Origin of the sequence: Flavobacterium bizetiae (assembly GCF_024271895.1) — a bacterium.
GTDB classification, from domain to species: domain Bacteria; phylum Bacteroidota; class Bacteroidia; order Flavobacteriales; family Flavobacteriaceae; genus Flavobacterium; species Flavobacterium bizetiae.
This window is the reverse complement of sequence record NZ_CP091861.1, coordinates 5,655,281-5,678,923: the sequence shown is the minus strand read 5'-3', so window position 1 is coordinate 5,678,923 and position 23,643 is coordinate 5,655,281. Positions and strand designations below refer to the sequence as shown.

The window sequence follows — 23,643 nt, the reverse complement described above, 5'->3', positions numbered from 1 at the left end:
TGTGTATTTGAACCAAAAAAAAAGCCTCGGTGATGAGACTTTTTTCTTTGGTTTATTTTTTAATATTCATCCTCGTTCCAAAGATAATCTTCGTCTGTTGGATAATCAGGCCAAATTTCTTCCATTGATTCATATATCTCTCCTTCATCTTCGATTGATTGAAGGTTTTCTACTACTTCTAATGGAGCACCAGCTCTAATAGCGTAGTCTATAAGTTCATCTTTGTTAGCAGGCCATGGCGCATCACTTAAATAAGATGCTAATTCTAATGTCCAATACATCTGTTATCTGTTTAGTTTGTGCAAAAATAAATTTTTTACTGAAAAAGACAAGTAAATTTTGATTTATTTTAATAAAATTTAAGAACGTCTCTACTAGTATTCAGTTTTCAGTGCCAGTTTTCAGTCTTAAAACTGAAATTTGTTACTGATTGCTGTATTTTTTTGTATTCAGTTTTTGGTGCTGGCTTGCAGTTTGAAAACTGAAAACTGCGACTGTTTACTTTCTCGGAATCCACTTCACTTCATCCGCTTTTAAGTCTGAGGACAACTTCCGTGCCAAGACAAAAAGGTAGTCAGAAAGTCGGTTTAAGTACTTAATTGCGATTTCAGGAACGTGTTCATTATGGCTTAAATGTACTGCCAAACGCTCTGCACGACGGCATATACAACGTGCAATATGACAATGTGACACGGTTGGATGTCCTCCTGGCAAAACAAAATGAGTCATTTGCGGAAGACTTTCTTCCATTTTGTCGATTTCGTTTTCTAATAATTCAATATCAGAATCGATTATTCCGAGATTTTTTAGTCGAAGTTCACCGTTTTTCAATACTTCTTTTTCTGCCGGAGTTGCTAAAATAGCTCCAACAGTAAAAAGACGGTCCTGAATTTCGATTAATATCGTTTTATAATGCGCATCCATTTCCTGATCGCGAATGAGTCCTATATAGGAGTTCAATTCGTCTACAGTTCCGTAACTGTCAATGCGAATGTGATCTTTAGGAACGCGCGTGCCTCCAAAAAGAGCAGTTGTTCCTTTGTCTCCGGTTTTTGTATATACTTTCATTTTTTATTTTAGATTGTAGATTTATGATTTTAGATTGAAATGCTGTAGCTCAAATTTTAGATTTAGAAAATAATCTAAAATCAGAAATCTAAAATTATTTCGTCGTGTCGCTTTCAATCAAACCATCACGTAAACGAATTACACGATGTGCATAGGCTGCAATGTCTTCTTCGTGGGTTACCAGAATTACGGTATTTCCCTGAGCATGAATATCACCAAAAAGTTTCATGATTTCTACAGAGGTTTTACTGTCTAAGTTTCCTGTAGGTTCATCGGCTAAGATAATAGAAGGTTTATTAACCAAAGCTCGGGCAATGGCAACACGCTGACGTTGACCTCCTGATAGCTGATTCGGCTGGTGATCCATTCTGTCGGCCAGATTTACTTGTTTTAAAACTTCTGTAGCGCGAGCATTTCTTTCGGATTTTGAATATCCGGCGTAAATCATAGGTAACGCCACATTATCTAAAGCGGTTGTTCTGGGTAAAAGATTAAAGGTCTGAAAAACGAATCCAATTTCTTTGTTTCGAATTCCGGCCAATTCATCATCTTTCATTTGGCTTACATCTTTTCCATTTAACACATAATGTCCGGAAGTTGGCGTATCCAGGCAACCCAATAAATTCATTAAAGTCGACTTTCCGGATCCTGAAGGTCCCATTAAAGCTACGTATTCGCCTTTGTTGATTTCTAAGTCTATTCCTTTTAATACATAAACAATTTCGTTGCCTAATACAAAGTTTCGTTTAATGTCGGTTATTTTAATTAATGGGTTTGCCATTTCGATTTACAATTTTGGATTTAAAAGTACAAAACACTTTTCAATAAACGATAAGTAGTCCATAATTGATTTTTGTTACAGAAACGACTGTGTTTAAGTAATCACTCTTACATGATTACTGTTTCTATTTAAAGTATAAACCAATCCTAGTAAAACATGTTATATCGTTGTGTATTGTTTTTTTATAATTACCATTTTTTCGTGATTTTATTGAATTATAATGTTTTAAATATTTTAAAAGTGATAATTATGTAATGTTAAGCGCTTTTTTGTAGTCTATATTTGTTAATATCTAATCGTAAAATAATCAGAATTATGAAAAACATACAATTATTATCAGGAATTGCATTTATTGCACTAGCCTTTACATCGTGTAAAGATGAAAAACAAGAAAAAGCTCAAAAAACAGTCGATGCTTATGTAGCCTACGTTGATTCGGTTAAAAATGTAAAAGCCGATGATCTAAAAGCCGATTGGAAAGATGTTGAAGCAGAATATGACAGAAAAGCTGCAGAAGCTCAGGTGGCACTTGCAGACATTAAAGACAACTCTGCTGCGACAGAAAAAATAAATGCGAGTAAAACAAAATACGAAGAGTTTAAAAAAGAAATGACCACCGTTTTTGCCCCTCCGGCTCCAAGCCCACAACAACAATTAAGAAATTCTTTATTTGGTGAAGGAAAAATTGGAGAGGATATGAATTTTGACTGGGTAAATGCTAAAAATATTCATAGCGTATACCAACAATTTGTTCATACCGTAGAAAATAATAAAGATAAATATTCCCGTGAAGATTGGGATAAAATTAAAATCATGTATGAAGCGCTTGACAGCCGAAAAAATACGGTTGAAAAAGAAGGTCTTACCTCTGAAGATAACAGAAAAATTGCTGGTTTGAAAGTGAAATTTGCTCCAATGTACACTCTTAACAGAATGGGAGCAAAATCTGAAGAAAACAAGGATGCAAAAAAATAATTAAGTATATTGAATTAGTATTAGAATGGCAATCAGAAATGGTTGCCATTTTTTTTATGCCCTAATCACAAAATGTTCTTTTTCCTGTTCGTACCTGAAAAATACAAATCCCCATTGAAAAGTATCAATGGTTACGGTTACTTTTGGATGATCTTTAATCGCTTTCCAGGCTTCTTCCATTTCAGGTGACCAATGAATATCATCAAAAATCCAAACAGAATCGTTGGTGATAGTAGTCAGTAAAAGATCGAAATATGTTAAGGTTGCTTTTTTCGAATGATTTCCATCAAAATAAATGAGGTCGTAATCTGTAGCCTGAAGATTGGTACGAACTAAAAAGTCTTCAAATTCAGTTATAATGGTGTCGACATTTTTACAATCAAAATGATCTAAATGGTTTTTAGCAACATTTCCCGTTTCCGGACAACCTTCTAGTGTGATAATTTTTGCTTTTGGATTGCCTAATGCTAAAGCAGAAGTGGCAAGACCAAGTGATGTGCCTATTTCGAGAATGTTTTTTGGCTGAAAATAATTCGTAACTCTAAACAATAATTCGGCACGTTTTGGCGAAATTCCTGCTGTTGTGGCTATTTTAGATATTTGCCTTCTGTTTGATTTGAATACTTTTGATCCCGCACCAAAATCAGTAACTTCTATAAAATTTTTATTTTCTGTGAGTGATTTTCGATACCGTTTCAAAATTGAATATTCAGGTTTTGATTTTTTATCGTAAAAACATTTCGTCAGTAAATTAAATACAAATGGAGAATGTACTCCGTGTTCGTTTTTGGAATTCCAAAGGAATTTTAAATAAGATTTTATCTGAAATAGCATAGAAATAGTTACATCTGGCTGCGAAGATACAAAAAAGTCGAAAGTCGTAAAGTCGAAAGTTTTAAAGATACAAAGCGATACTTTACGACTTTTGACTTTGAACTTTATGACTATTAAAAAGACTATATTTGCGAACTTTAATTTAAGCTAATAGTAATACGTTTTTTATGATGTTGAAGGAAGAAATAGAAGATATAAGCAAGATATCTTCTGAAGAAATTAATCGATGCATTGCTATTTTAGCACAATTGAATGCCAATACAGATCAGATATTTGATATTCCGAAAGAACAGCGAATTGCTCTGATCAAAGAAGCCGGAATGTTTTCGAGACCTGACAGAGATGAATTTTCGAGAAGAAAAAAAGATGGAGTTCAGGCTGCCAAACGTAAAAAAGAAAAGAAAGACAAAACTGCTCGTAAAGAAACGGGAATTCGTCATGCACGTGAAGCCAGCATATTTGTTGCTCCTAAATTATTAGCTCTTAATGATCTTGCTCACAAAGAGCAATTAGAACTTGAAACTCCAAGAAATTGCTACGTTTGTAAAACAGAATTTACTAAAATGCATCATTTTTATGATACAATGTGTACAGATTGTGGCGATTTTAATTATGCCAAACGTTTCCAGACCGCTGATGTAAAAGGACAAGTTGCGATTATTACAGGTTCTCGTTTAAAAATAGGATACCATATTACGTTGATGCTTTTGCGCGGTGGAGCAACTGTTATTGCTACAACTCGTTTTCCGGTAGATTCGGCTTTGCGTTTTGCCAAAGAAGAAGATTTTATGGAGTGGGGGCATCGCCTAAAAATTCATGGTTTAGATTTAAGACATATTCCGAGTGTGGAGATTTTTTGCAATTTTATTGAGCAAAAATACGAACGCCTCGATATTTTAATTAATAATGCAGCACAAACGGTAAGACGTCCTGCGGGGTTTTATTCGCATTTAATGCAAAATGAAGAATTGCCTCTAAGCGCATTGCCCAAACAAGCTCAGGAATTATTAGCGGATCATCTTAATTGTCTTGATGAATTAAAAATCCTGACAACGGGAGCATCTTCCAACGAAAATATGCCGGTAACCTGGCACGGACCTGAACCTGGAATTGGTTTGCGAGCTTCGGCTCAATTGTCGCAAATTCCGTATTCGTTTGATAATGCATTGGTTGCTAATGAGGTTTTTCCGGAAGGAGAACTTGATGCCGATTTACAACAAGTGGATTTGCGTAAAACGAATAGTTGGCGTTTGCGTTTGGGCCAAATTGAAACTACTGAAATGATCGAAGTGCAATTGGTAAATTCTGTTGCGCCTTTTGTATTATGCAACCGACTTTCGGAAGTCATGAAAAAAGACAATACCGGACAAAAGCATATTATAAATGTTTCGGCTATGGAAGGGAAGTTTCATCGCTTTTTTAAAGAAGATCGTCATCCGCATACTAATATGGCAAAAGCAGCGCTGAATATGCTAACGCATACATCATCCGGAACTTTGGCCAAACATGGTATTTTTATGAATGCTGTTGATACAGGCTGGGTAACCGATGAAGATCCTGCCGAATTAGCCAAAAAGAAACAGGAATTAGAAGATTTTCAACCACCATTGGATATTGTCGACGGTGCAGCTCGTGTTATGGATCCTTTGTTTGACGGAATCAATACAGGAAAACATTGGTGCGGAAAATTTCTAAAAGATTATAACCCGATTCCGTGGTAGGATTAGTTTTCAGTCCCGGTCGCAGTTTTCAGTTTTCTGACTGACCCAAAAAAGCCACAACAGAATTAAATTTTGTTGTGGCTTTTTTGAAATTATAAATGATACTTTTAAATTTTATTAGCTGCGTTTTCTAGTTTCATTTTTAAAATAGGGTAGTCTTTTCCTTCATCATCTCTATCGGTTCTATCGTAGCGTACAAATCCAAATTTTGAATAAAAATTTACAGCATTTTGATTTTGTTCGTTTACATCGACTTTGTCTACATGCAGTTCATTAATAGCAAAATTTATTAATGTTTTGCCCAATCCTTTACCGATAGATTCCGGAGCAAGAAACAACATTTCGATTTTATAATCTGCAATGCCCATAAATCCAAGTACACTATCAGTTTCTGTTTCTATAAGACAAAATACTGGAAAAGAATTAAAATCAATGCCGGATACAATTGTTTTATAATAATTAATATCGGCTGCAGCCAAAAAATGATGTGTAGCACGCACAGAATTTTCCCAAACAAGAATCAACTGTTCTTTAAATCTGTCATTATAAGGTTGTATTTCAAATTTCATTTTATTCGTAATATTTCTTTAGACAAAAATAAAAAACCACAACAAATAATTTTCTGTTGTGGTTTTTTTATTGAGTGAGAAATAGATTATCTGTATATATTTACACCATTATTAGCTTGCCATTGCTGTTCTAAATATTCGGCATCTTCACTATTACGTGGGTGAACACCTAAAACTACATTTCCTTCTTTAATTCCATCTTCGTAAATTTTTGCTCGGTCTTCCGGAATTCCAGATCCTACTAAAGCACCAATTAAACCTCCGGTAATTCCTCCTGCACCAGCTCCAGCCAATCCTGCAGCAAGCGGACCAGCGATAATTAAGCCCAATCCGGGAATAACCAAACTTGTTCCTAATGCAGCAACAACGCCTACAATAGCACCAATTGTTCCGCCAATGGCAGATCCTGTTCCGGCAGTTTCGGCAGCTTTTGTTCCTAATTCCGAATGATCATCTTTATCAGAATAATGTTTTTTTCTGGTTTCGTCTGACATGATAAGGTTGATTTCATCTTTTGTATAACCTCTATCATTTAAAGTAGTATAAGCTCTTTCTATACTGTCGCGATCTGAAAACATTCCAGTTAATACTTCGCGTTTCGTTCCGTCAGGATTATGTAAATTTTCCATTTTTATAAGTTTTTAAGAGTGAATGTGTTTTCACTTTAACAAAGCTCGTAAAATAGACTAACTATCTTTTACACAATTTTTTAGAATCATTACATAATGAAATTTTTGCTGCTATTTCATTTTGACTATTTAATAGAAAAAAGAAAACCACAACAAAAAATAATTCTGCTGTGGCTTTTTATGGATTGTAAATTTGATGTCTTAGTTTACTTTGATCAGTTTAATGTCAAAAACAAGAACTGCACCTCCTGGGATTTTTCCTCTACCGTCGTTTCCGTATGCAAGTCTTGAAGGAACTAAAAGAATACCACTTCCTCCGGTTTTGAAAAAAGGAATTCCCTCTGTCCATCCTGGTATAACTTCATATAAATTAAACGAAAGTCCATCTGAACTACTTTGATCAAACACTGTTCCGTCAGTAAATGTACCTCTGTAAGCTACAGTAACATTCGATTTTGCAGTAGGTTGCGTTCCTGTTCCAGGAACATCAATTACATAATACAAACCAGATTCAGTTTTGTGAGCTGTTAGATTCTTTTTTGCGATGTAATCAGCGATTTCTTTGTCGTTTTCGGCAGTGTAATCTTTTTGGTCGTCTTTTGAGCAAGAAATAAAAAGTGTTAATGTCAGTAATGAAGTTAAAAGGTATTTCATAAAGTATGGATTTTTTTTAAAGTTCCAAATATAGTAAAATTTAGTTTTCAGTCTCGGTCTCGGTTTTCAGTCTCAGTCTCAGTCTCAGTCTCAGTCTCAGTCTCAGTCTCGGTCTCAGTTTTTAGTCTCAGTCTCAGTTTTATATTGGGGCTATTAAATATTACATCCAAATTTACCTGGGTTGTTGATCATGTAATTTATTAGTTTTCCGATCTCAATATTTTTCATATTCAATTGATCAAATTTTTCCTGATTGATATATTCACACCTAAGAGAAAATTCTAGCCAAACATTGGTTTCTGAGTTTTCAGCATCACTATCTGTCAATTTACTTATAAAATGATTGATGTATCTTCTCTTTCGATACGATTCTGCAATATTTGCTGAAACACTTCTTGAAGAACGCCTTATTTGATCAGTTAATGAATATCTTTCTTCTTTTGGAAATTCTTTAGAAAGTTCAAATATTTCCATTGCAAGTTCAAACGACTTTTTGTAAGCCAATAGTTCTTTAAAATCCATTTCTTTCTTTTTTACAAAAATAAAAAAAAGAAAGAAAAAGATTACTTATTTAAGAAGCTGTATTTACAGACAAACTGAAAACTGCCACTGAAAACTGAGACTGGGACCGAGACTGAAAACTAAAAAAAATTATCCCTCAATCTTAGCCGAAAGCTCAAACCAACGTTCTTCTTTCTGGTCTATTTTATTGATGATGTTTTGTAGTTCGTTTGCTTTTTTCTCGATATCAGCGTCGGCTACTTTTCCGTCAGAGAATAATTGCTCGATTTTAGTTTTATCTATTTCAAGATCTTTAATTTCTCTTTCTAGTTTTTGATATTCTTTTTGCTCATTGAAAGTTAGGTTTCCTGTTGGGTTATTTTGTTTCCAGTCTTTCTTTTCGGCTTTGTTTTCTTCTTTTTGTGCTACATCGGCACTGTCTTCGTAAGCTCTGAAATCAGAATAGTTTCCTGGGAAGTTTTCGATTTCACCATTTCCTCTGAAAACAAATAAGTGATCTACAATTTTATCCATAAAATAACGGTCGTGCGATACTACAAGCAAACAACCAGGATAATCTAAAAGAAAACTTTCTAAAACGTTTAGCGTAACAATATCTAAATCGTTTGTTGGCTCATCCAGAATAAGGAAGTTAGGATTCTGAATCAGAACGGTACATAAATACAAACGTTTCAATTCTCCTCCGCTTAATTTTTCTACGAAATCGTATTGTTTTTTAGCATCAAAAAGAAAACGCTCTAGCAATTGCGAAGCCGAAATCATACGGCCTTTTGCTAACGGAATAAATTCTCCGTATTCTTTGATAATATCAATTACGCGCTGATTTGGTTTCGGGTTGATACCAGTTTGTGTGTAGTAACCAATTTTTATCGTTTCACCTTTTACCACGCGACCACTATCTAGTGGAAGTGTTCCTGTTAAAAGATTTAAGAAAGTAGATTTTCCGGTTCCGTTTTTACCAATAATTCCAATACGTTCTCCGCGTTGAAAATCGAAACTAAAGTTGTCCAGAATAACATGATCCTTGAATTTTTTAGAAATTTTGTGAAGCTCGATAATCTTGCTTCCCATACGTTCCATATTAATTTCAAGCTCAACTTTGTTTTCGCGACGACGACTTTGTGCTTTTTCTTTAATTACATAAAAATCATCCTGACGCGATTTTGATTTCGTTGTTCTTGCTTTTGGCTGACGGCGCATCCATTCTAATTCTTTTACAAATAAGTTTTTTGCTTTGTCAACGCTGGCATTTTCAGAGGTAATTCTTTCTTCTTTTTTCTCTAAATAATAAGAATAATTTCCTTTGTATTGGTATAATTTTCCGTTGTCAAGTTCGATGATTTCATTACAAACGCGCTCTAAAAAGAAACGGTCGTGCGTAACCATAAACAACGTAATATTTTCTTTGGCAAAATAACTTTCAAGCCATTCGATCATTTCAAGATCTAAGTGGTTGGTAGGCTCATCCAGAATCAATAAATCAGGACGATTGATTAGGATAATCGCCAATGAAAGACGTTTTTTTTGTCCACCCGAAAGATTTTTTACTTTAAGTTTAAAATCTTCCAGTTTTAATTTGAATAAAATCTGCTTGTATTGCGTTTCGAAATCCCATGCATTATGTTGGTCCATTCCGTCAAAAGCTTTTTGATATGCTTCTTCGTCGTCCGGATTTTCTAGTGCTTTTTCGTATTTCTCAATTACTTTTAAAGTCTCGTTATCTGAGGCGAAAATACTTTCTTCGATAGTCAGTTCTTCCTGCAAATTATTGTTTTGCGATAAAAAAGCCATTTTAATGCCTTTTCTTAAAACTACCTGACCAGTATCTGGTTCGTCTAAACCATTAATAATGCTCATAATGGTTGTTTTTCCAGAACCATTTTTAGCAATAAAAGCAATTTTTTGGTCTTTATTGATTCCAAATGAAATGTTGTCAAAAAGCGTTTTTTCGCCAAATGACTTCGATATATTTTCTACAGATAAGTAATTCACTATAAACTGGGTGTTATAAATTATAAGTTAAGAATGTTTTACAAAACATAACTTTTTTGCAAAAGTAAACTTTTATATTGCTATTTGCGAATTATTTATGGAGATAGGAATTTAGAACCGGACTTAAATCAATACGATGAATTTGCTGCGGAACATTAATAATAGGTTTTCTAACCAAAGATTCATTCGTTAAATAATAATGTAAACCATCTTGAGTCGTAATTCCTTCTATTTGGAGTATGGGAAATTTTACAGTAATTCTGCGTTTGTTTCCGGATAAAAAATCATCGTTTCTATAATCGTATAAAAGATATAAAAATGGTTTTCCAATTTTAGAATAACCACAAAGAACAATTAGTTTTTTATCTTCCAGATAAGTAGCGCCAGTTACCAAACCTTTGGTGTCAATACTATGTTTTAGTTGTGCAACGTGATCGCCGGACTGCTTGGGTAAAACATAAATAGTAGTTTTAGAAGAACTCCATTGTTTGGTAAACAAATAAATACTGTCTTTGGAGATGATAAAAGCTTCACAATCAAAATTGGTGGTGTTTGGTTTTTTAGAAGATAAATCAGTTTGATCAGAATATTGAAATGCAATTTTCTCAATAATTGGACTTCCTTCTAAAAAAGATTTTTTTTCAATTTTTAGAATATTCAAATCTGTTCTGTTTCCTGAAGCGTTATTTCCAAAATCTCCAATATATAAATGAGTGCTATCCTGAGAGATTTCTTCCCAGTCATTATTAGTTACTTTGTCCAGAATGATTTTTTTGTGAATTTTTCCTAACGTATCTAATCCGTAGATTGTTTTGTCATGATCGTCATTGTGAGTCCATAAAAGATTGTCGAAAGCAATTAATCCTGAAGTTTCATGAATAGAATCACTTAGTTTAATGGAGTATTCCGGTTTTATTTTAAAATTTTTATACAAGCAGCTTCCATCATTTACTGTTGCATTCGGGTTGTAATTTTTAGAAAGCGGATCGGTGCAACCCTTAATTTGTGCATATCCCGATGAAAAAATCAGGCAAAAGAATAAAATCGTTTTTATCATGACTGCAATATTAAATTTGCATAACATAAAAGTAAAGTTTTAAAGAATAGCTTTAAATACTATTGAGAAATATAATTAAAATGCTATTTTGCGGTGCTGATTAATCAGATTTTTATTTAATATTTGTAGGTATAATTCCCCAGCATGAAAATTTTACAAAAACTGTCACATTACCGTTTTTCTCGCTATTTTAAACTTTTATTTGTTATAGTAGATGTGGTATTGTTAAATATCGCGACTATACTCTCTGCGTTGGCCCGATTTGGCAGTTTAGATAAACTTTTATCTAAAGAAGAAAGAACCGTTTCCTTACTGGCTATTTTAATCTGGGTGGCATTATTGCTTCAAAATGATTCTAACCGAAGTATACGCGTAGAACCAATAGAATCCATATTAGTCAGAACCATCAAAAAGCTAATTATTCATGCCGCTTTAATTTCGATTTTTGTTGTTTACTTAAAATACACTGATATTTCCCGACTTAGACTGGTCTCTTTTTATTTGATTTTCTTCGCATTATTGATGATCTCCCGTTATCTATCGATGAAGCTTTTAAAGTATATTAGAGCACAAGGCTATAATTTTAAAACTTTTATTGTTGTTGGAGCCAATTTATCAGGTGAAAAAATACGCAAAATATTAGCCAAAGATTTAACTTACGGATATCGTTTTTTAGGTTTTTTTGATGAAAATATCGACGACGAAATTGTAGATCCAAAATCTGTTTTAGGAGGATTTGATGCAATTCGAGAATTTGTTATCGAGAAAAAAGTCGATGAAATGTATGTGGCTTTACACATTGATAATATCAAAGTAATTAATGAATTGACAAGGATTTGCGAACAAAATATGGTCAGGATTAAGTTTATTCCGGATTTTCAGTTGTACACCAAATCGAGTAAAGTTGAGGTTGCTTTTTATGAAAATACGCCTGTATTAATGTTCAGGACAGAACCTTTAGAATTTCCGGTAAACAGACTTCTAAAAAAAGTATTCGATATTTGTTTTTCAATAGTGGTCATTTTATTGATTTTTCCGTGGTTGTTTCCCATTATCATGCTCATCATTAAAATAGAATCGCCTGGACCTGTATTTTTTAAGCAAGAACGTTCAGGTCGAGATAACCGATCATTTATGTGTTTTAAATTCAGAAGCATGTATGTAAACGGTTTGGCGCATAGAAAACAAGCCGAAAAAGGAGATAGCCGTATTACTAAATTTGGTGCTTTTATTCGTAAAACCAGTATTGATGAACTGCCGCAGTTTTTTAATGTTTTATGGGGCGACATGTCTATAGTAGGGCCAAGGCCGCACATGGTAAATCTGGCCAAAGAGTACAGCGATCTTATCAATAACTATTTGGTGCGCCAATATGCCAAACCCGGAATTACCGGCTGGGCTCAGGTTAACGGTTTTCGAGGTGAAACCAAAGTGTTAAGCGATATGGAAAATCGCGTAGAATATGATATCTGGTATATCGAAAATTGGAGTTTATTGCTCGACATCAAAATTATCATCAAAACAATCATTAATATATTCAAAGGCGAAGAAAACGCGTATTAATACCTTTTCTTAAGATTTGAAAAATTGATTATTGGCGATTACTTCCTTAAGACTAGAAATGTTGTCAATCTTTACTTTTTCATTAAAAGACGCGATATGTTTCATATGATGAACATCTGTTCCTGTAAAATCATACATTCCTTTTTTTAGAAGTTCTTCTGCAATTTTGCTGATTCTTTCTCCGTAATAACCTACCGTAGACAACAAATTGAGCTGAAATAAACATCCCGCTTTTTTTAGTTTCTCATATTCACCAAAGTCTTTTCGATAATATAAATAACGTTCCGGATGTGCCAAAACCGGAATATATCCTGCAACCTGCAACTCAAAAAGTGTTTTGTAAAGATGCATAGGAGCATTTTGATATGATATTTCGACCAGAACATAATTGTCTTTTAAGGTCAGGAGTTTTTCGGTTTTAAAATGAGTTTCAAACCAATCGTCTATAAAGTATTCGGCAGCAGCCTCAAAAGGAATTGTATTATTGCTTTCGTCGAGCAGGAGTTTTGTTTCCTGATGTTTGGCCGTAATAATTTCCGAAGTATTATTCCATATATAATGACTTATATGAGGCGTCGTAATAATATGAGAAATTCCAATTTCCTCAAATGCGGTGATCAGTTTTCGCGTGTCGGTTATGGTTTTTGCGCCATCATCAATTCCTGGTATAAAGTGCGAATGAATATCAACATAATGATCTGATAAAAGATCTTTTAAAACGGGCTTTGATTTTAAGAAGGATAGCATGTTGCAAAAGTATGGAAATAGGAAGAATTTGTTATGGTTAATTTTTAATGTAACAATTGTAACCTAACATTTCAGAATTATATTATATTTGAGATTGCTATAAACCTACTATTTTATGAAAATTAAAGAAAATTTATACAATCAAAGGATTATTTCTATTGATGCTTTACGAGGAATTACAATATTTGTTATGATTTTTGTAAATGAGTTGGCAAGTATTTCAGACGTTCCGCAATGGATGAAACACATGCCGGCTGATGCTGATGCAATGACTTTTGTAGATGTTGTTTTTCCTGCCTTTTTATTTATTGTCGGAATGTCGGTTCCGTTTGCTTTTAATGCGCGATTACTTAAAGGAGACAGCGCTAAAACCATCTGGACACATACTTTAAAAAGAGCGTTGGCTTTAATTATCATAGGTGTTTTTATGGTCAATGCAGAATATGGTTACGATGCTTCGAAAATGATTATCACACCAGTTTTCTGGGCGCTTTTGGCTTACGCGATGCCAATCCCGATCTGGAATAAATACGGAAAAGATTTTCCGGTTTGGTTAAAAAATACATTACAATATGGCGGAATGTTAGTTCTTGTTATGCTATACTTTTTATATGTTCAGGATAATGGTGAAATCGGGATGACGCCAAAATGGTGGGGAATTTTGGGCTTAATAGGCTGGGCGTATCTTTTTACAGTAGTTTATTATTGGATTGTTTCGGGAAATTTATGGGCAATGATTGCTTTTTTGGTAGTTTGTGTTGCTGCAAATTCTATGAATCTAATCGAAGGATCTTTTGTACAGCAAACATCCTGGCTGAGTTTTATCGCCGGACATTTAACCCATGCCGCATTAGTTTCGGCGGGAGTGATAATTTCGTTATTGTTTTTTGACCGAAAAGTAGCTGCCAAAATCAATTGGGCGGTAATAGGTTTTGCGGTTCTGTTTTTTGCAACAGCATATTTATTAAGACCTTATTTCGGAATCTCAAAAATAAAAGGAACTCCGTCCTGGACAATGTTTTCGGCAACAATTTGTACCGTGCTGTTTTACTTTTTATATTGGCTAATGGAGATTAAAAAACAAACCAAGTGGAGTAATTTCTTTATGCCTGCAGCGGCAAATCCGTTATTGATTTATATTTTGCCTGGCGTAATCTATTATTTCTGCAAAGCTGTTAATATTCATATTATTCCGGGATATTTCCGCGTAGGCATTCCGGGAATTATCTGGGCATTGGTATTTTCGACGATTATGTTATTTGTAATGAAATTATGTAATAAGTATAAAATTCAATTGCATTTGTAAAGGGAATTTAACCGCAAAGGGCGCAAAGTTTTTTTAATCTTGAAGCTTGAATAAAAACACAAAGTTCGCAAAGCTGTATCTTTATAGCTTTGCGAACTTCGCATTTAAATAAGCAGAATATAAAAACAAACTTAGCGTCTTCGCGACTTTGCGAGCAAATTAAAATCCAGCTTTTAAAAAAAAAACTTAGCGAACTTAGCGTAAATCTTATCTCCCGATAGCTATCGGGATTGCGGTCAAATATTCTCATTTCAATCTCGGGAAGTTCTAATCAATAATTACGGATTTAATTTCTAAAAATGCTCCCGAAACCGGATTGTAATTCACAAAATTGAATTTACAAAGATTATGAATGTCTAAAAGTTTTCCATCAGGTAGTCCGTCTAGTTTAAAATCAGACCACGGAATTTTAACGGTTGTAAATTTTTTTGGCGAAGGAGATAAATCCACTCGCGGATGCGAACCGCCATGTACGCAGCCTGTTCCTTCAATATTGCCTTCTCGTGCTTGCAATTTTATCAAATGAGAAGATTTGTAAGTAATCAGCACAAATTTAGAATCTTTAGATAAATTCGTCGGTGCGCCATCATTAGAATCCGAATTTGTAATTAAAACATTCAATTCGATTTCACCTTTCGGATTATCTTTTGCCGTTACTTTAATAATTCCTTTTTCCTCGCGAATACGATTAATCATTTCCTGATTTTCTAAAGCTGGACCCGCAATAAACCAGGTTGAGGTTTTGACTAAATCTTTATTGGAATCTTTTTCAATAACAATAAATCCTAATGTAAAGAATCCCATTATTAGAATGAAAAGTAAAGATGTAATCTTAATCGACATTTGGTTTTTCATGGAAATGAAATTAATATTCAAACTCAAAAATATGCTTTTTTATAATCTGTTATGTTTTTCTTTTTTTTATTATTTCTAAAATAGCTTCTGTTTTAAAATTAATTTTAAATTTGTAAGAAGTTGTTTCTTAAAGTTTTACGAAATGAAAAATCTGAAATATCCTATAATTTTATTTTTCTTTTTCACGATGCCTTTTTGTTATTCGCAAAACGATTCAATAGTGAATAACAAAAAAGATATTTTAGATGTTTTGTACAAACTTTTTCATAAAAATGATTCACTTCGAATGAATCCGGACAAAAAAGTAGCTTTTTCGCTGCTTCCTGTACCTATAGATGCCAATAAAAGTGCAGGTTTGGTGGTTTCGTTTTTAACCACATTTTATCTGGGCGACAGTAATACGACAAAAATGTCTCAGGTGGTATTTTCGCCTTATTTTAGTTTTACCAAACAATATGTATTTCCTATTCAGTCCTATATTTATACAAAAGACAACAAGTGGAATTTTATTGGAGATTACCGATACATGATTTATCCGCAACCTACTTACGGACTTGGCGGACACAATACTGATAAAAAAATGTCGACTCTCGATTATCAGCAATGGCGTTTTTATCAGTTTGCCACCCGAAAAGTTATCGGAGATTTTCGTTTGGGATTGGGTTTGTTGCTGGATAATTATCAAAATATTTCTGAGCAATCTTATATTGATGATGAAACTGATTATGTGAAGTATATGAACGGAGATTTTTCTGATGAAACCTCTTTTGGAGTGGCTGTTCAGGCTTTGTATGATTCCAGAAAAAACAACGTAAATCCGGAGCAAGGTTTATATGTCGAGGCTGATTACAGAATTAATACCAGTGGAGTAGAGGGCGAAAAATGGAAATCATTTTATTTTGATGCCAGAAAATACCATTCTTTTAGCAAATACAAACACAGGGTTTTGGCCTACAGAGCTTTCTATTGGTCTACGTTTAGCGGAAAACCCCATTATCTTGATTTGCCCAGTATTGGCTGGGATCGGGACGGAAAAACAGGTCGCGGTTTTACCAGAAACAGATTTAGAAGCAATGCGTTAATTTATTTTGAAACCGAATATCGAACTGATATTTCTAAAAACGGATTCTGGGGCGCGGTATTTTTTACCAATCTTTCTTCGGTTTCTAAATTGGATACTTATGATTTTAAAAAATGGAATCCCGCAGCAGGAGCCGGATTACGCATTAAATGGAACAAGCAAAATAATAGTAATTTGATTCTGGATTTTGGTGTAAGTAAAAACGATTGGTCATTGCGATTGGGTTTGGCCGAAAATTTCTAACTTTCGAAAAAATCAATTCCTTCGTTTTTCATGCAATTATCGGTAATTATTCTTAATTATAATGTGCGTTACTTTCTGGAACAATGCGTTTTAAGTGTTCAGGACGCCATCTCGACAATAGATGCCGAAATTATTGTAGTCGATAATAATTCGACTGATGAGAGTTGTTTGATGATGAAAAGTAAATTCCCAAGCGTAAAATTAATCGAAAACACCGCCAATTTTGGTTTTCCAAAAGGCAATAATATTGGAGTGGAACAAGCTTCGGGGAAATATATTTGTATACTTAATCCTGATACTGTTGTTGCTGAAGATACGTTCGTAAAGATTTTGGCTTTCGCCGAAAGGCAAATTAATCTGGGTATTGTAGGCTGCAGATTAATCGACGGAACAGGAAATTTTCTGCCGGAAAGTAAGCGCGGTATCCCAACGCCCTGGGTCGCTTTTACAAAAGTTTTTGGATTGTATAAAGTTTTTCCAAATTCGAAACTTTTCAATCAATATTACGCACAACATATAAAGGAGAATCAAACCGGAAAAGTAGAAATTCTGGTGGGGGCTTTTATGCTGATGCAACGTGATTTGTATTTAGACATAGAAGGTTTTGACGAAAAATGCTTTATGTATGCAGATGATATCGATTTGTCGTACCGAATGTTACTTAAAAATAAAACCAATTTCTACTTTCACGAAACCACCGTTTTGCATTATAAAGGAGAAAGTACTGTGAAAGACGAAAAATACATGAAACGCTTTCAGGAAGCAATGCATTTTTTCTATCAAAAGCATTTTAAGAAGTCGTGGTTTTTTGAATTTTTTATTCAAATTGGCATTTTCTTTTTCTCTTTTATAAAAATGTTTCAGGGAAAAACCACACCAAAACCATTGCCTGAAAGTATCGTTTTTTACTCTTCAAATAAAAATTTGTCTGAAAAGTTACCTTCTATTTTAAAAAATAAAGTACTGTTTTTGGATTTAAAAAAAGAAAAAATGGTAAATTCGTGCCTGAATTTTAAGGGTAAAAAGACGGAGATTATTTTGGATAATCATTATGTTTCATTCAAAAAATGTATCAAAATCATAGAAACTCTTAGAGATAAGAACATTACTTTTAAGATTTTCCCTAAAAACACAAATTTTATTATTGGGAGTAATTCCCGAAATGACAGGGGGCAAATTATAAAAATTGAGTAAAAAATTATATTAAGTGTAATTTATATTTAAAATATTCAGTAATTTCGCAATCAGAAAATCAAAATCATCCTTTAGATTAACAATATGGCAAGATTTGAATTAAAACTTCCTAAAATGGGAGAGAGTGTCGCTGAAGCAACTATTACCAACTGGTTGAAAGAAGTAGGAGACAAAATTGAAGCTGATGAAGCAGTACTGGAAATTGCGACTGATAAGGTTGACAGTGAAGTACCAAGCGAAGTTTCAGGAATTTTAGTCGAACAGTTGTTTGGCAAAGACGATCTGGTTCAGGTAGGACAAACTATTGCAATTATTGAAACTGAAGGTGATGCTCCAGCTGCAAAAGCTGAAGAAGCTGCTGCTCCGGCAGAAGTTGCTGCACTTGAAGCAACAATTGAAACGGCTAAAGAAGCAGTTGCTGCTCCGCAGGATTTTTCAGGATCTGATAAATTCTTTTCTCCATTAGTAAAAAATATTGCGAAAGAAGAAGGTATTTCTGTTGCTGAATTAGAAAGCATTGCCGGTTCAGGAAAAGATGGCCGCGTAACAAAAGAAGATATTTTAAAACATATTGAAAACCGCAAATCAGGTGTTGTCGAAACTCCAAAAGCGGTAGTTCAGGCTCCAAAAGCGGCAGAACCAGTAGCTCAGGCAGCTCCGGTTCAAAAAAGCCAGCAAGCAGTTCCGGTTTCTGTAAATGGCGGTGACGAAATCATCGAAATGGACAGAATGCGTAAACTGATTTCAGGTTATATGACTGCTTCGGTACAAACTTCGGCTCACGTACAATCGTTTATCGAAGTTGATGTAACGAACATCGTAAAATGGAGAGAAAAAGTAAAAACAGCTTTCGAAAAAAGAGAAGGCGAGAAGTTGACTTTTACGCCAATTATGATGGAAGCGGTTGCAAAAGCATTGAAAGATTTCCCTGGAATGAACATTTCTGTAGATGGTGATTATATCATCAAAAAGAAAAATATAAATTTAGGAATGGCGGCGGCTTTACCAAACGGAAACTTAATTGTACCTGTAATTAAAAATGCAGATCAATTGAATTTAGTTGGAATGGCAAAAGCGGTGAACGATTTAGGAAACCGTGCAAAAGCAGGAAAACTAAAACCAGACGATACACAAGGCGGAACTTATACAGTGACAAATGTGGGAACTTTTGGAAGTGTTTTTGGAACGCCGATTATCAATCAGCCGCAAGTAGGTATTCTTGCTCTTGGAGCGATTCGTAAAGTGCCTGCGGTTATCGAAACTCCGGAAGGTGATTTTATCGGAATCCGTCAAAAAATGTTCCTTTCTCACTCTTACGATCACAGAGTTGTTGATGGAGCTTTAGGTGGAAGTTTCGTAAAAAGAGTTGCAGAATATTTAGAAGCTTTTGATATTGACAGAGATTTCTAAAATCAAATAAAAATAAATTCAAACCCGAAAAATTTTAATGATTTTTCGGGTTTTTTGTTTTGTAAGAAAACGTTAAGGAATTCAAGTTTGATCTTCTTTCAGAATGAATTCAAAAGTTAAAATCGTCAAATTGAGCCTATTTTTCTTTAAAAAAATCAAGAATAAAAGAGGAAATTCGGCTTTAAAAATTACATTTGTAATCTTATAAAATTTAAAAATGGAACTCAAACTCAACAAACCAATTTGCTTTTTTGATCTTGAAACAACCGGAATTGATATCGGTAAAGATCGAATTGTAGAAATTTCGATATTCAAAGTTTTTCCAAACGGAAATAAAGAAAGTAAAACCTGGTTGGTGAATCCTACCATTCCAATTCCGCCGCAAACCACCGCCGTTCATGGTATTACAGATGAAAAAGTAGCCAACGAGCCAACGTTTAATGAATTGGCGCCGCAAATTCATAATATGATTAAGGATAGTGATTTGGGTGGTTTTAACTCAGATCGTTTCGATATCCCGCTTTTGGCAGAAGAATTACTTCGCGCCGGAGTAGATTTTGATATGAAAAATAAAGTGTCAGTAGATGTGCAGACTATCTTTCATAAAATGGAAGAGCGTACGCTAAGCGCTGCATTGAAATTCTATTGCGGAAAAAGTTTAGAAAATGCCCATTCTGCAGAAGCAGATACTATGGCAACGTACGAAATCTTAAAAGCGCAATTAGATCGTTATCCGGATCTTGAAAACGACATGAAATCATTGTCTGAATTTACAACCCGTAAAAAGATTGCTGATTTTGCCGGAATGATTGCTTTTGATAAAGATAACGAAGAGATTTTTACCTTCGGAAAACACAAAGGTGCCAAAGTCGATAAAATCCTTGAAACCGAACCTGGATATTTCAGCTGGATTCAAAACGCTGATTTTCCTTTGTATACTAAAAAGGTTTTGACAGCAATAAAATTAAGAAAGTTAAATACGAAATAAGGTTCTGAGTTGCTAAGGTTCTAAGGTGCTAAGTTTTTTGCATAGTTTCTTAGAGTCTTAGTAGCTTAGTAACTTAGTAACTTATAAAGAAATGAAGATCATCTGTATCGGTAGAAATTATACCAATCATATTGAGGAACTACAAAACGAGCGTCCGACAGAACCGGTGGTTTTTATGAAACCGGATTCGGCAGTTTTGTTGAAGCAGCATCCGTTTGTAATTCCGGAATTTTCTGAAGAAATTCATCACGAAATAGAGATAATTGTTAAAATTAACAAAGTAGGAAAGTACATTGAACCTAAGTTTGCGCACAAGTACTACGATGAAATAAGTGTAGGTATCGACTTTACTGCCAGAGATTTGCAGGATAAATTGAAAGCAAAAGGATTGCCTTGGGAAAAAGCAAAAGCATTTGACGGCTCTGCGGTTATTGGAGACTTTTTACCAAAAACTGATTTTATTTCGATGGAAAATCTTACATTTGAGTTAACAAACAATTCTAAAACAGTTCAAAAAGGCAATACAAGCTTTATGCTTTGGAAAATTGATGAACTTGTTTCGTATGTGTCGCAGTTTTTTACTTTAAAAATTGGTGATATTATTTTTACCGGAACTCCTGAAGGTGTCGCTTCGGTGAAACCAAATGATGTTTTAGAAGGCTTTTTAGAAGATAAAAAATTATTCAGAATACAAGTAAAATAATGGCTTTAAAATACAACCTTTCGAAAGTGTATGCACTTTCAGACAACGATCCTGAATTTGTAAACGAAATTCTAAAATTATTTGTTACCGAAGTTCCTGAAGATTTAAAGCAAATCAAAGAAGGGATTAAGAAAAAAGATCATAAATATGCGTATTCGTATGCGCACAAAATTAAGCCAACATTAGATTTAATGGGATTAAATGTGGCTTTTGAAGAAATACTGCAAGTCGAGGCCTGGACAAAAGCCGAAGGCAAGAAAAAAGAAATTATCGAAACTTTTAAGAGTATAAAAGTGCAGGTAAAAGATGCTATCAAGGAAATTAAAAAAGATTTCGATTTGTAAAATTTGGGCGTGCCCCTGTTTTTGCCCTTTTTTAATTTAAGGCAAAAACAGGGTCGGGTTATTCGCTATATCTTTTGTTCCCGGAAATCTTTTGCTCAACAAAGGCGTCTATTTTGTCACAAAAGGATGCCGCTACTACCCCTCACGCAAAATCGTTGCGAGAACAATCTTCTTTATAATAATGACTTACCTATGTAAGTGAAAATATTCTACAGCTATGAAAGCAACTATCATTACTATTGGAGACGAAATTTTAATAGGTCAAATTGTAGATACAAATTCTGGTTTTATCGCCAAATCACTCGACCGAATTGGTGTCGAAGTTCATGAAATGATTTCGATAAGCGATGACAAAAAACACATTTTAGATACATTTGCGCAATTGCAAAACAAAGTTGATGTTGTTATTGTCACGGGAGGTTTGGGACCAACGAAAGATGATGTCACTAAAAAAACATTCTGCGATTATTTTGATGATGAACTAGTCATAAATCCGGAAGTTCTGGCTCACGTGACAGAATTGATCGAAGGTTTTTATAAACGACCAATTTCACAATTAAATAAAGATCAGGCCTTAGTTCCGTCAAAATGTACCGTTTTACACAATAAAATGGGAACTGCGCCGGGAATGTGGATGAAAAAAGAAAATACAGTATTTGTTTCGCTTCCGGGAGTTCCGTACGAAATGAAATATTTAGTCGAAGAAGAAATAATTCCTAAAATTGTTCGTGAATACAAGCGTCCGTATATCATCCATAAAACCATTTTAACCTATGGGCAGGGCGAGAGTCTAGTGGCAGAACGTATCGAACATTGGGAAAATAATTTGCCTGAATTTATCAAGTTAGCCTATTTACCTAATCCCGGAAGAGTGCGCTTGCGTTTATCAGCTAGAGGAACGGATAAAGATTTGCTCGAAGCAGCGATCGAAGAAAATGTAAAATCATTAGATGCTATCATTCATGATATTATTGTTGGTTACGAAGAAAATGAAACGATAGAATCTGTAGTGGGTAAAATACTGACCAGACAAAATAAAACCATTTCGACTGCCGAAAGTTTTACGGGAGGAAAAGTCGCCTCGATTTTGTCAGCAGTTCCAGGAGCATCTAACTACTTTAAGGGCAGTGTAGTTTCGTATGCAACCGAGGCGAAGGTTAATGTTCTCGGTGTCTCGCAGGATTTGGTCGATCAATTTTCGGTAGTTAGCGCAGAGGTTGCATCGGCTATGGCTTTGAATGTGAAAGAGATACTTAAAACAGACTATGCAATTGCCACAACCGGGAACGCCGGACCAACAAAAGGAGACTCTGATGCAGAAATCGGAGCTGTTTTTATCGCTTTGGCCACTCCAAACGGTATAATTGTCGAAGAATTTAATTTTGGTCAACCACGTGAAAAAGTGATAGATAGAGCGACGATTAAGAGTTTAGAAATATTACAGAAAGAAATTTTAAAAAATGTGCAATAATTTTTTGCTACAATGGTTTATTTTTCTTTTCTTTGCACCCTGATTTTGAATAACGATAAAAGTAAAGTATAATGTCAAGAGTTTGTGACCTTACAGGTAAAAGAGCGATGGTAGGAAATAACGTTTCTCACGCTATGAACAAAACTAAGAGAAAATTTTCTGTAAACTTAGTTAAAAAGCGTTTTTATCTTCCAGAAGAAGATAGATGGATTACTCTTAGAGTAGCAGCATCTACGATAAAAACAATTAATAAAAATGGAATTTCTGCTGTTTTGAAAAAAGCGCAGTCAGAAGGATTTATCAAATAATCTTTTCCTAAATAAATATATAGCAAGATGGCAAAGAAAGGTAATAGAATCCAGGTAATTTTAGAATGTACTGAGCACAAGACTTCTGGTGTTCCAGGTACTTCAAGATACATAACAACTAAGAACAAAAAAAATACTCCGGATAGATTAGAGATTAAAAAATTTAATCCAATCTTGAAACGTGTAACTGTTCATAAAGAAATTAAATAATTAAGTCATGGCAAAGAAAACCGTAGCATCGTTACAAACAGCTTCTAAGAGATTATCAAAAGCCATCAAAATGGTGAAATCTCCTAAAACTGGTGCATATACATTCGTAGAATCTATTATGGCTCCTGAAGAAGTTGATACTTTCTTGAAAAAGAAATAATAACAATTACAGTATATAGAAAAGCTACTTTCATTCGGAAGTAGCTTTTTTATTTTTTATATTTGTCTAAAATTTTGCAGAAATATAACAATTGGCTTTTTTTTAAGCATTAAATCCCGTTATCATCTCTATCTTTACTATCCGTTTTAACGGAAATAAAGCATAAATGCTATCGGGGCCAAATAAAGCAATTGGTCTTTCTGTAAACATTAGGATTATTTAGATTGTCAAAAAATCGTATAGTCTAAAAAACTAACA

The 23,643-nt window shown here is 34.2% G+C and carries 26 protein-coding genes; 14 read left to right on the top strand and 12 right to left on the bottom strand.

The features are described from left to right. Positions 1-59: 59 nt before the first annotated feature. The 3 genes from L0669_RS23340 to L0669_RS23330 form a co-directional block, all read right to left on the bottom strand. Positions 60-281, bottom strand: a complete 222-nt coding sequence (locus L0669_RS23340) for a DUF2795 domain-containing protein (RefSeq protein ID WP_007138072.1) — start codon at positions 279-281, stop codon at positions 60-62. 217 nt (positions 282-498) lie between these two features. Continuing rightward, positions 499-1,068, bottom strand: a complete 570-nt coding sequence (locus L0669_RS23335; RefSeq protein WP_173970642.1) for a cob(I)yrinic acid a,c-diamide adenosyltransferase — start codon at positions 1,066-1,068, stop codon at positions 499-501. A gap of 94 nt (positions 1,069-1,162) precedes the next feature. Further along, complete coding sequence (locus L0669_RS23330; RefSeq protein WP_173970643.1) at positions 1,163-1,849, bottom strand: ABC transporter ATP-binding protein; 687 nt, start codon at positions 1,847-1,849, stop codon at positions 1,163-1,165. A gap of 315 nt (positions 1,850-2,164) precedes the next feature. On the opposite strand from L0669_RS23330, the gene L0669_RS23325 reads away from it, so the two are divergent. Next, a complete protein-coding gene (locus L0669_RS23325; protein ID WP_173970644.1) occupies positions 2,165-2,824 on the top strand; it encodes a DUF6565 domain-containing protein in 660 nt (219 codons plus the stop codon). Positions 2,825-2,878: 54 nt separating this feature from the next. Here L0669_RS23325 and L0669_RS23320 read toward each other — a convergent pair whose 3' ends face one another. Continuing rightward, a complete protein-coding gene (locus tag L0669_RS23320; RefSeq protein ID WP_263760301.1) occupies positions 2,879-3,658 on the bottom strand; it encodes an O-methyltransferase in 780 nt (259 codons plus the stop codon). A gap of 170 nt (positions 3,659-3,828) precedes the next feature. On the opposite strand from L0669_RS23320, the gene L0669_RS23315 reads away from it, so the two are divergent. After that, complete coding sequence (locus tag L0669_RS23315; protein WP_173970671.1) at positions 3,829-5,379, top strand: SDR family NAD(P)-dependent oxidoreductase; 1,551 nt, start codon at positions 3,829-3,831, stop codon at positions 5,377-5,379. 107 nt (positions 5,380-5,486) lie between these two features. On the opposite strand, the gene L0669_RS23310 is transcribed toward L0669_RS23315, so the two are convergent. The 6 genes from L0669_RS23310 to L0669_RS23285 form a co-directional block, all read right to left on the bottom strand. Further along, on the bottom strand, positions 5,487-5,948 hold the full coding sequence (locus L0669_RS23310) for a GNAT family N-acetyltransferase (RefSeq protein ID WP_263760299.1): 462 nt from the start codon (positions 5,946-5,948) through the stop codon (positions 5,487-5,489). Positions 5,949-6,034: 86 nt separating this feature from the next. Further along, positions 6,035-6,577: a hypothetical protein gene (locus L0669_RS23305; RefSeq protein ID WP_173970647.1), complete on the bottom strand. Its 543-nt coding sequence runs from the start codon at positions 6,575-6,577 to the stop codon at positions 6,035-6,037. Positions 6,578-6,778: 201 nt separating this feature from the next. Continuing rightward, positions 6,779-7,231 carry an FKBP-type peptidyl-prolyl cis-trans isomerase gene (locus L0669_RS23300; RefSeq protein ID WP_263760297.1) on the bottom strand — a complete coding sequence of 151 codons (453 nt, stop codon included), beginning with the start codon at positions 7,229-7,231 and terminating at the stop codon, positions 6,779-6,781. 153 nt (positions 7,232-7,384) lie between these two features. After that, positions 7,385-7,753, bottom strand: a complete 369-nt coding sequence (locus L0669_RS23295) for a four helix bundle protein (RefSeq protein WP_263760295.1) — start codon at positions 7,751-7,753, stop codon at positions 7,385-7,387. Between the two features lie 129 nt (positions 7,754-7,882). Next, positions 7,883-9,745, bottom strand: coding sequence for an ABC-F family ATP-binding cassette domain-containing protein (locus tag L0669_RS23290; protein ID WP_173970650.1), 1,863 nt, complete (start codon positions 9,743-9,745; stop codon positions 7,883-7,885). A 91-nt stretch (positions 9,746-9,836) separates the two neighbouring features. Next, positions 9,837-10,802, bottom strand: a complete 966-nt coding sequence (locus L0669_RS23285) for a T9SS C-terminal target domain-containing protein (protein ID WP_263760293.1) — start codon at positions 10,800-10,802, stop codon at positions 9,837-9,839. 144 nt (positions 10,803-10,946) lie between these two features. Here L0669_RS23285 and L0669_RS23280 point away from each other — a divergent pair, with 144 nt between their 5' ends. Continuing rightward, complete coding sequence (locus L0669_RS23280; protein ID WP_263760291.1) at positions 10,947-12,365, top strand: undecaprenyl-phosphate glucose phosphotransferase; 1,419 nt, start codon at positions 10,947-10,949, stop codon at positions 12,363-12,365. Between the two features lie 9 nt (positions 12,366-12,374). Here L0669_RS23280 and L0669_RS23275 read toward each other — a convergent pair whose 3' ends face one another. Continuing rightward, a complete protein-coding gene (locus tag L0669_RS23275) occupies positions 12,375-13,112 on the bottom strand; it encodes a tyrosine-protein phosphatase (protein ID WP_173970653.1) in 738 nt (245 codons plus the stop codon). A gap of 115 nt (positions 13,113-13,227) precedes the next feature. Between L0669_RS23275 and L0669_RS23270 the strand changes: the two genes are divergently transcribed. Further along, the gene (locus tag L0669_RS23270) at positions 13,228-14,418 is read left to right on the top strand and encodes a DUF5009 domain-containing protein (RefSeq protein WP_263760289.1); all 1,191 of its coding nucleotides are present in this window, start codon (positions 13,228-13,230) and stop codon (positions 14,416-14,418) included. Between the two features lie 267 nt (positions 14,419-14,685). Here the strand turns inward: L0669_RS23270 and L0669_RS23265 are convergent, their stop codons facing one another. Next, the gene (locus L0669_RS23265; RefSeq protein WP_263760287.1) at positions 14,686-15,273 is read right to left on the bottom strand and encodes a hypothetical protein; all 588 of its coding nucleotides are present in this window, start codon (positions 15,271-15,273) and stop codon (positions 14,686-14,688) included. A gap of 142 nt (positions 15,274-15,415) precedes the next feature. Here L0669_RS23265 and L0669_RS23260 point away from each other — a divergent pair, with 142 nt between their 5' ends. From L0669_RS23260 to L0669_RS23215, 10 genes are all read left to right on the top strand, one after another. Continuing rightward, entirely contained in the window at positions 15,416-16,597 is a 1,182-nt protein-coding gene (locus tag L0669_RS23260) for a BamA/TamA family outer membrane protein (RefSeq protein ID WP_263760285.1), read from the top strand. Positions 16,598-16,627: 30 nt separating this feature from the next. Further along, positions 16,628-17,791, top strand: coding sequence for a glycosyltransferase family 2 protein (locus tag L0669_RS23255; protein WP_263760283.1), 1,164 nt, complete (start codon positions 16,628-16,630; stop codon positions 17,789-17,791). A gap of 84 nt (positions 17,792-17,875) precedes the next feature. After that, on the top strand, positions 17,876-19,201 hold the full coding sequence (locus L0669_RS23250) for a dihydrolipoamide acetyltransferase family protein (protein WP_263760281.1): 1,326 nt from the start codon (positions 17,876-17,878) through the stop codon (positions 19,199-19,201). Between the two features lie 217 nt (positions 19,202-19,418). Next, entirely contained in the window at positions 19,419-20,189 is a 771-nt protein-coding gene (locus tag L0669_RS23245) for a 3'-5' exonuclease (RefSeq protein ID WP_056252330.1), read from the top strand. Between the two features lie 91 nt (positions 20,190-20,280). After that, on the top strand, positions 20,281-20,892 hold the full coding sequence (locus tag L0669_RS23240) for a fumarylacetoacetate hydrolase family protein (RefSeq protein ID WP_173970659.1): 612 nt from the start codon (positions 20,281-20,283) through the stop codon (positions 20,890-20,892). After that, positions 20,892-21,236 (top strand): Hpt domain-containing protein, encoded by a 345-nt coding sequence (locus L0669_RS23235; RefSeq protein ID WP_194617623.1) that lies wholly within the window; start codon positions 20,892-20,894, stop codon positions 21,234-21,236. The genes L0669_RS23240 and L0669_RS23235 overlap by 1 nt, the downstream gene beginning before the upstream one ends. 217 nt (positions 21,237-21,453) lie before the next feature. Then, the gene (locus L0669_RS23230) at positions 21,454-22,707 is read left to right on the top strand and encodes a CinA family nicotinamide mononucleotide deamidase-related protein (protein ID WP_263760279.1); all 1,254 of its coding nucleotides are present in this window, start codon (positions 21,454-21,456) and stop codon (positions 22,705-22,707) included. A 71-nt stretch (positions 22,708-22,778) separates the two neighbouring features. Continuing rightward, positions 22,779-23,015, top strand: a complete 237-nt coding sequence (rpmB, locus tag L0669_RS23225) for a 50S ribosomal protein L28 (RefSeq protein ID WP_007805815.1) — start codon at positions 22,779-22,781, stop codon at positions 23,013-23,015. A gap of 27 nt (positions 23,016-23,042) precedes the next feature. After that, a complete protein-coding gene (gene rpmG, locus L0669_RS23220; RefSeq protein ID WP_008253902.1) occupies positions 23,043-23,225 on the top strand; it encodes a 50S ribosomal protein L33 in 183 nt (60 codons plus the stop codon). Positions 23,226-23,232: 7 nt separating this feature from the next. Next, positions 23,233-23,385, top strand: coding sequence for a DUF4295 domain-containing protein (locus tag L0669_RS23215; RefSeq protein WP_072961632.1), 153 nt, complete (start codon positions 23,233-23,235; stop codon positions 23,383-23,385). Positions 23,386-23,643 lie beyond the last annotated feature (258 nt).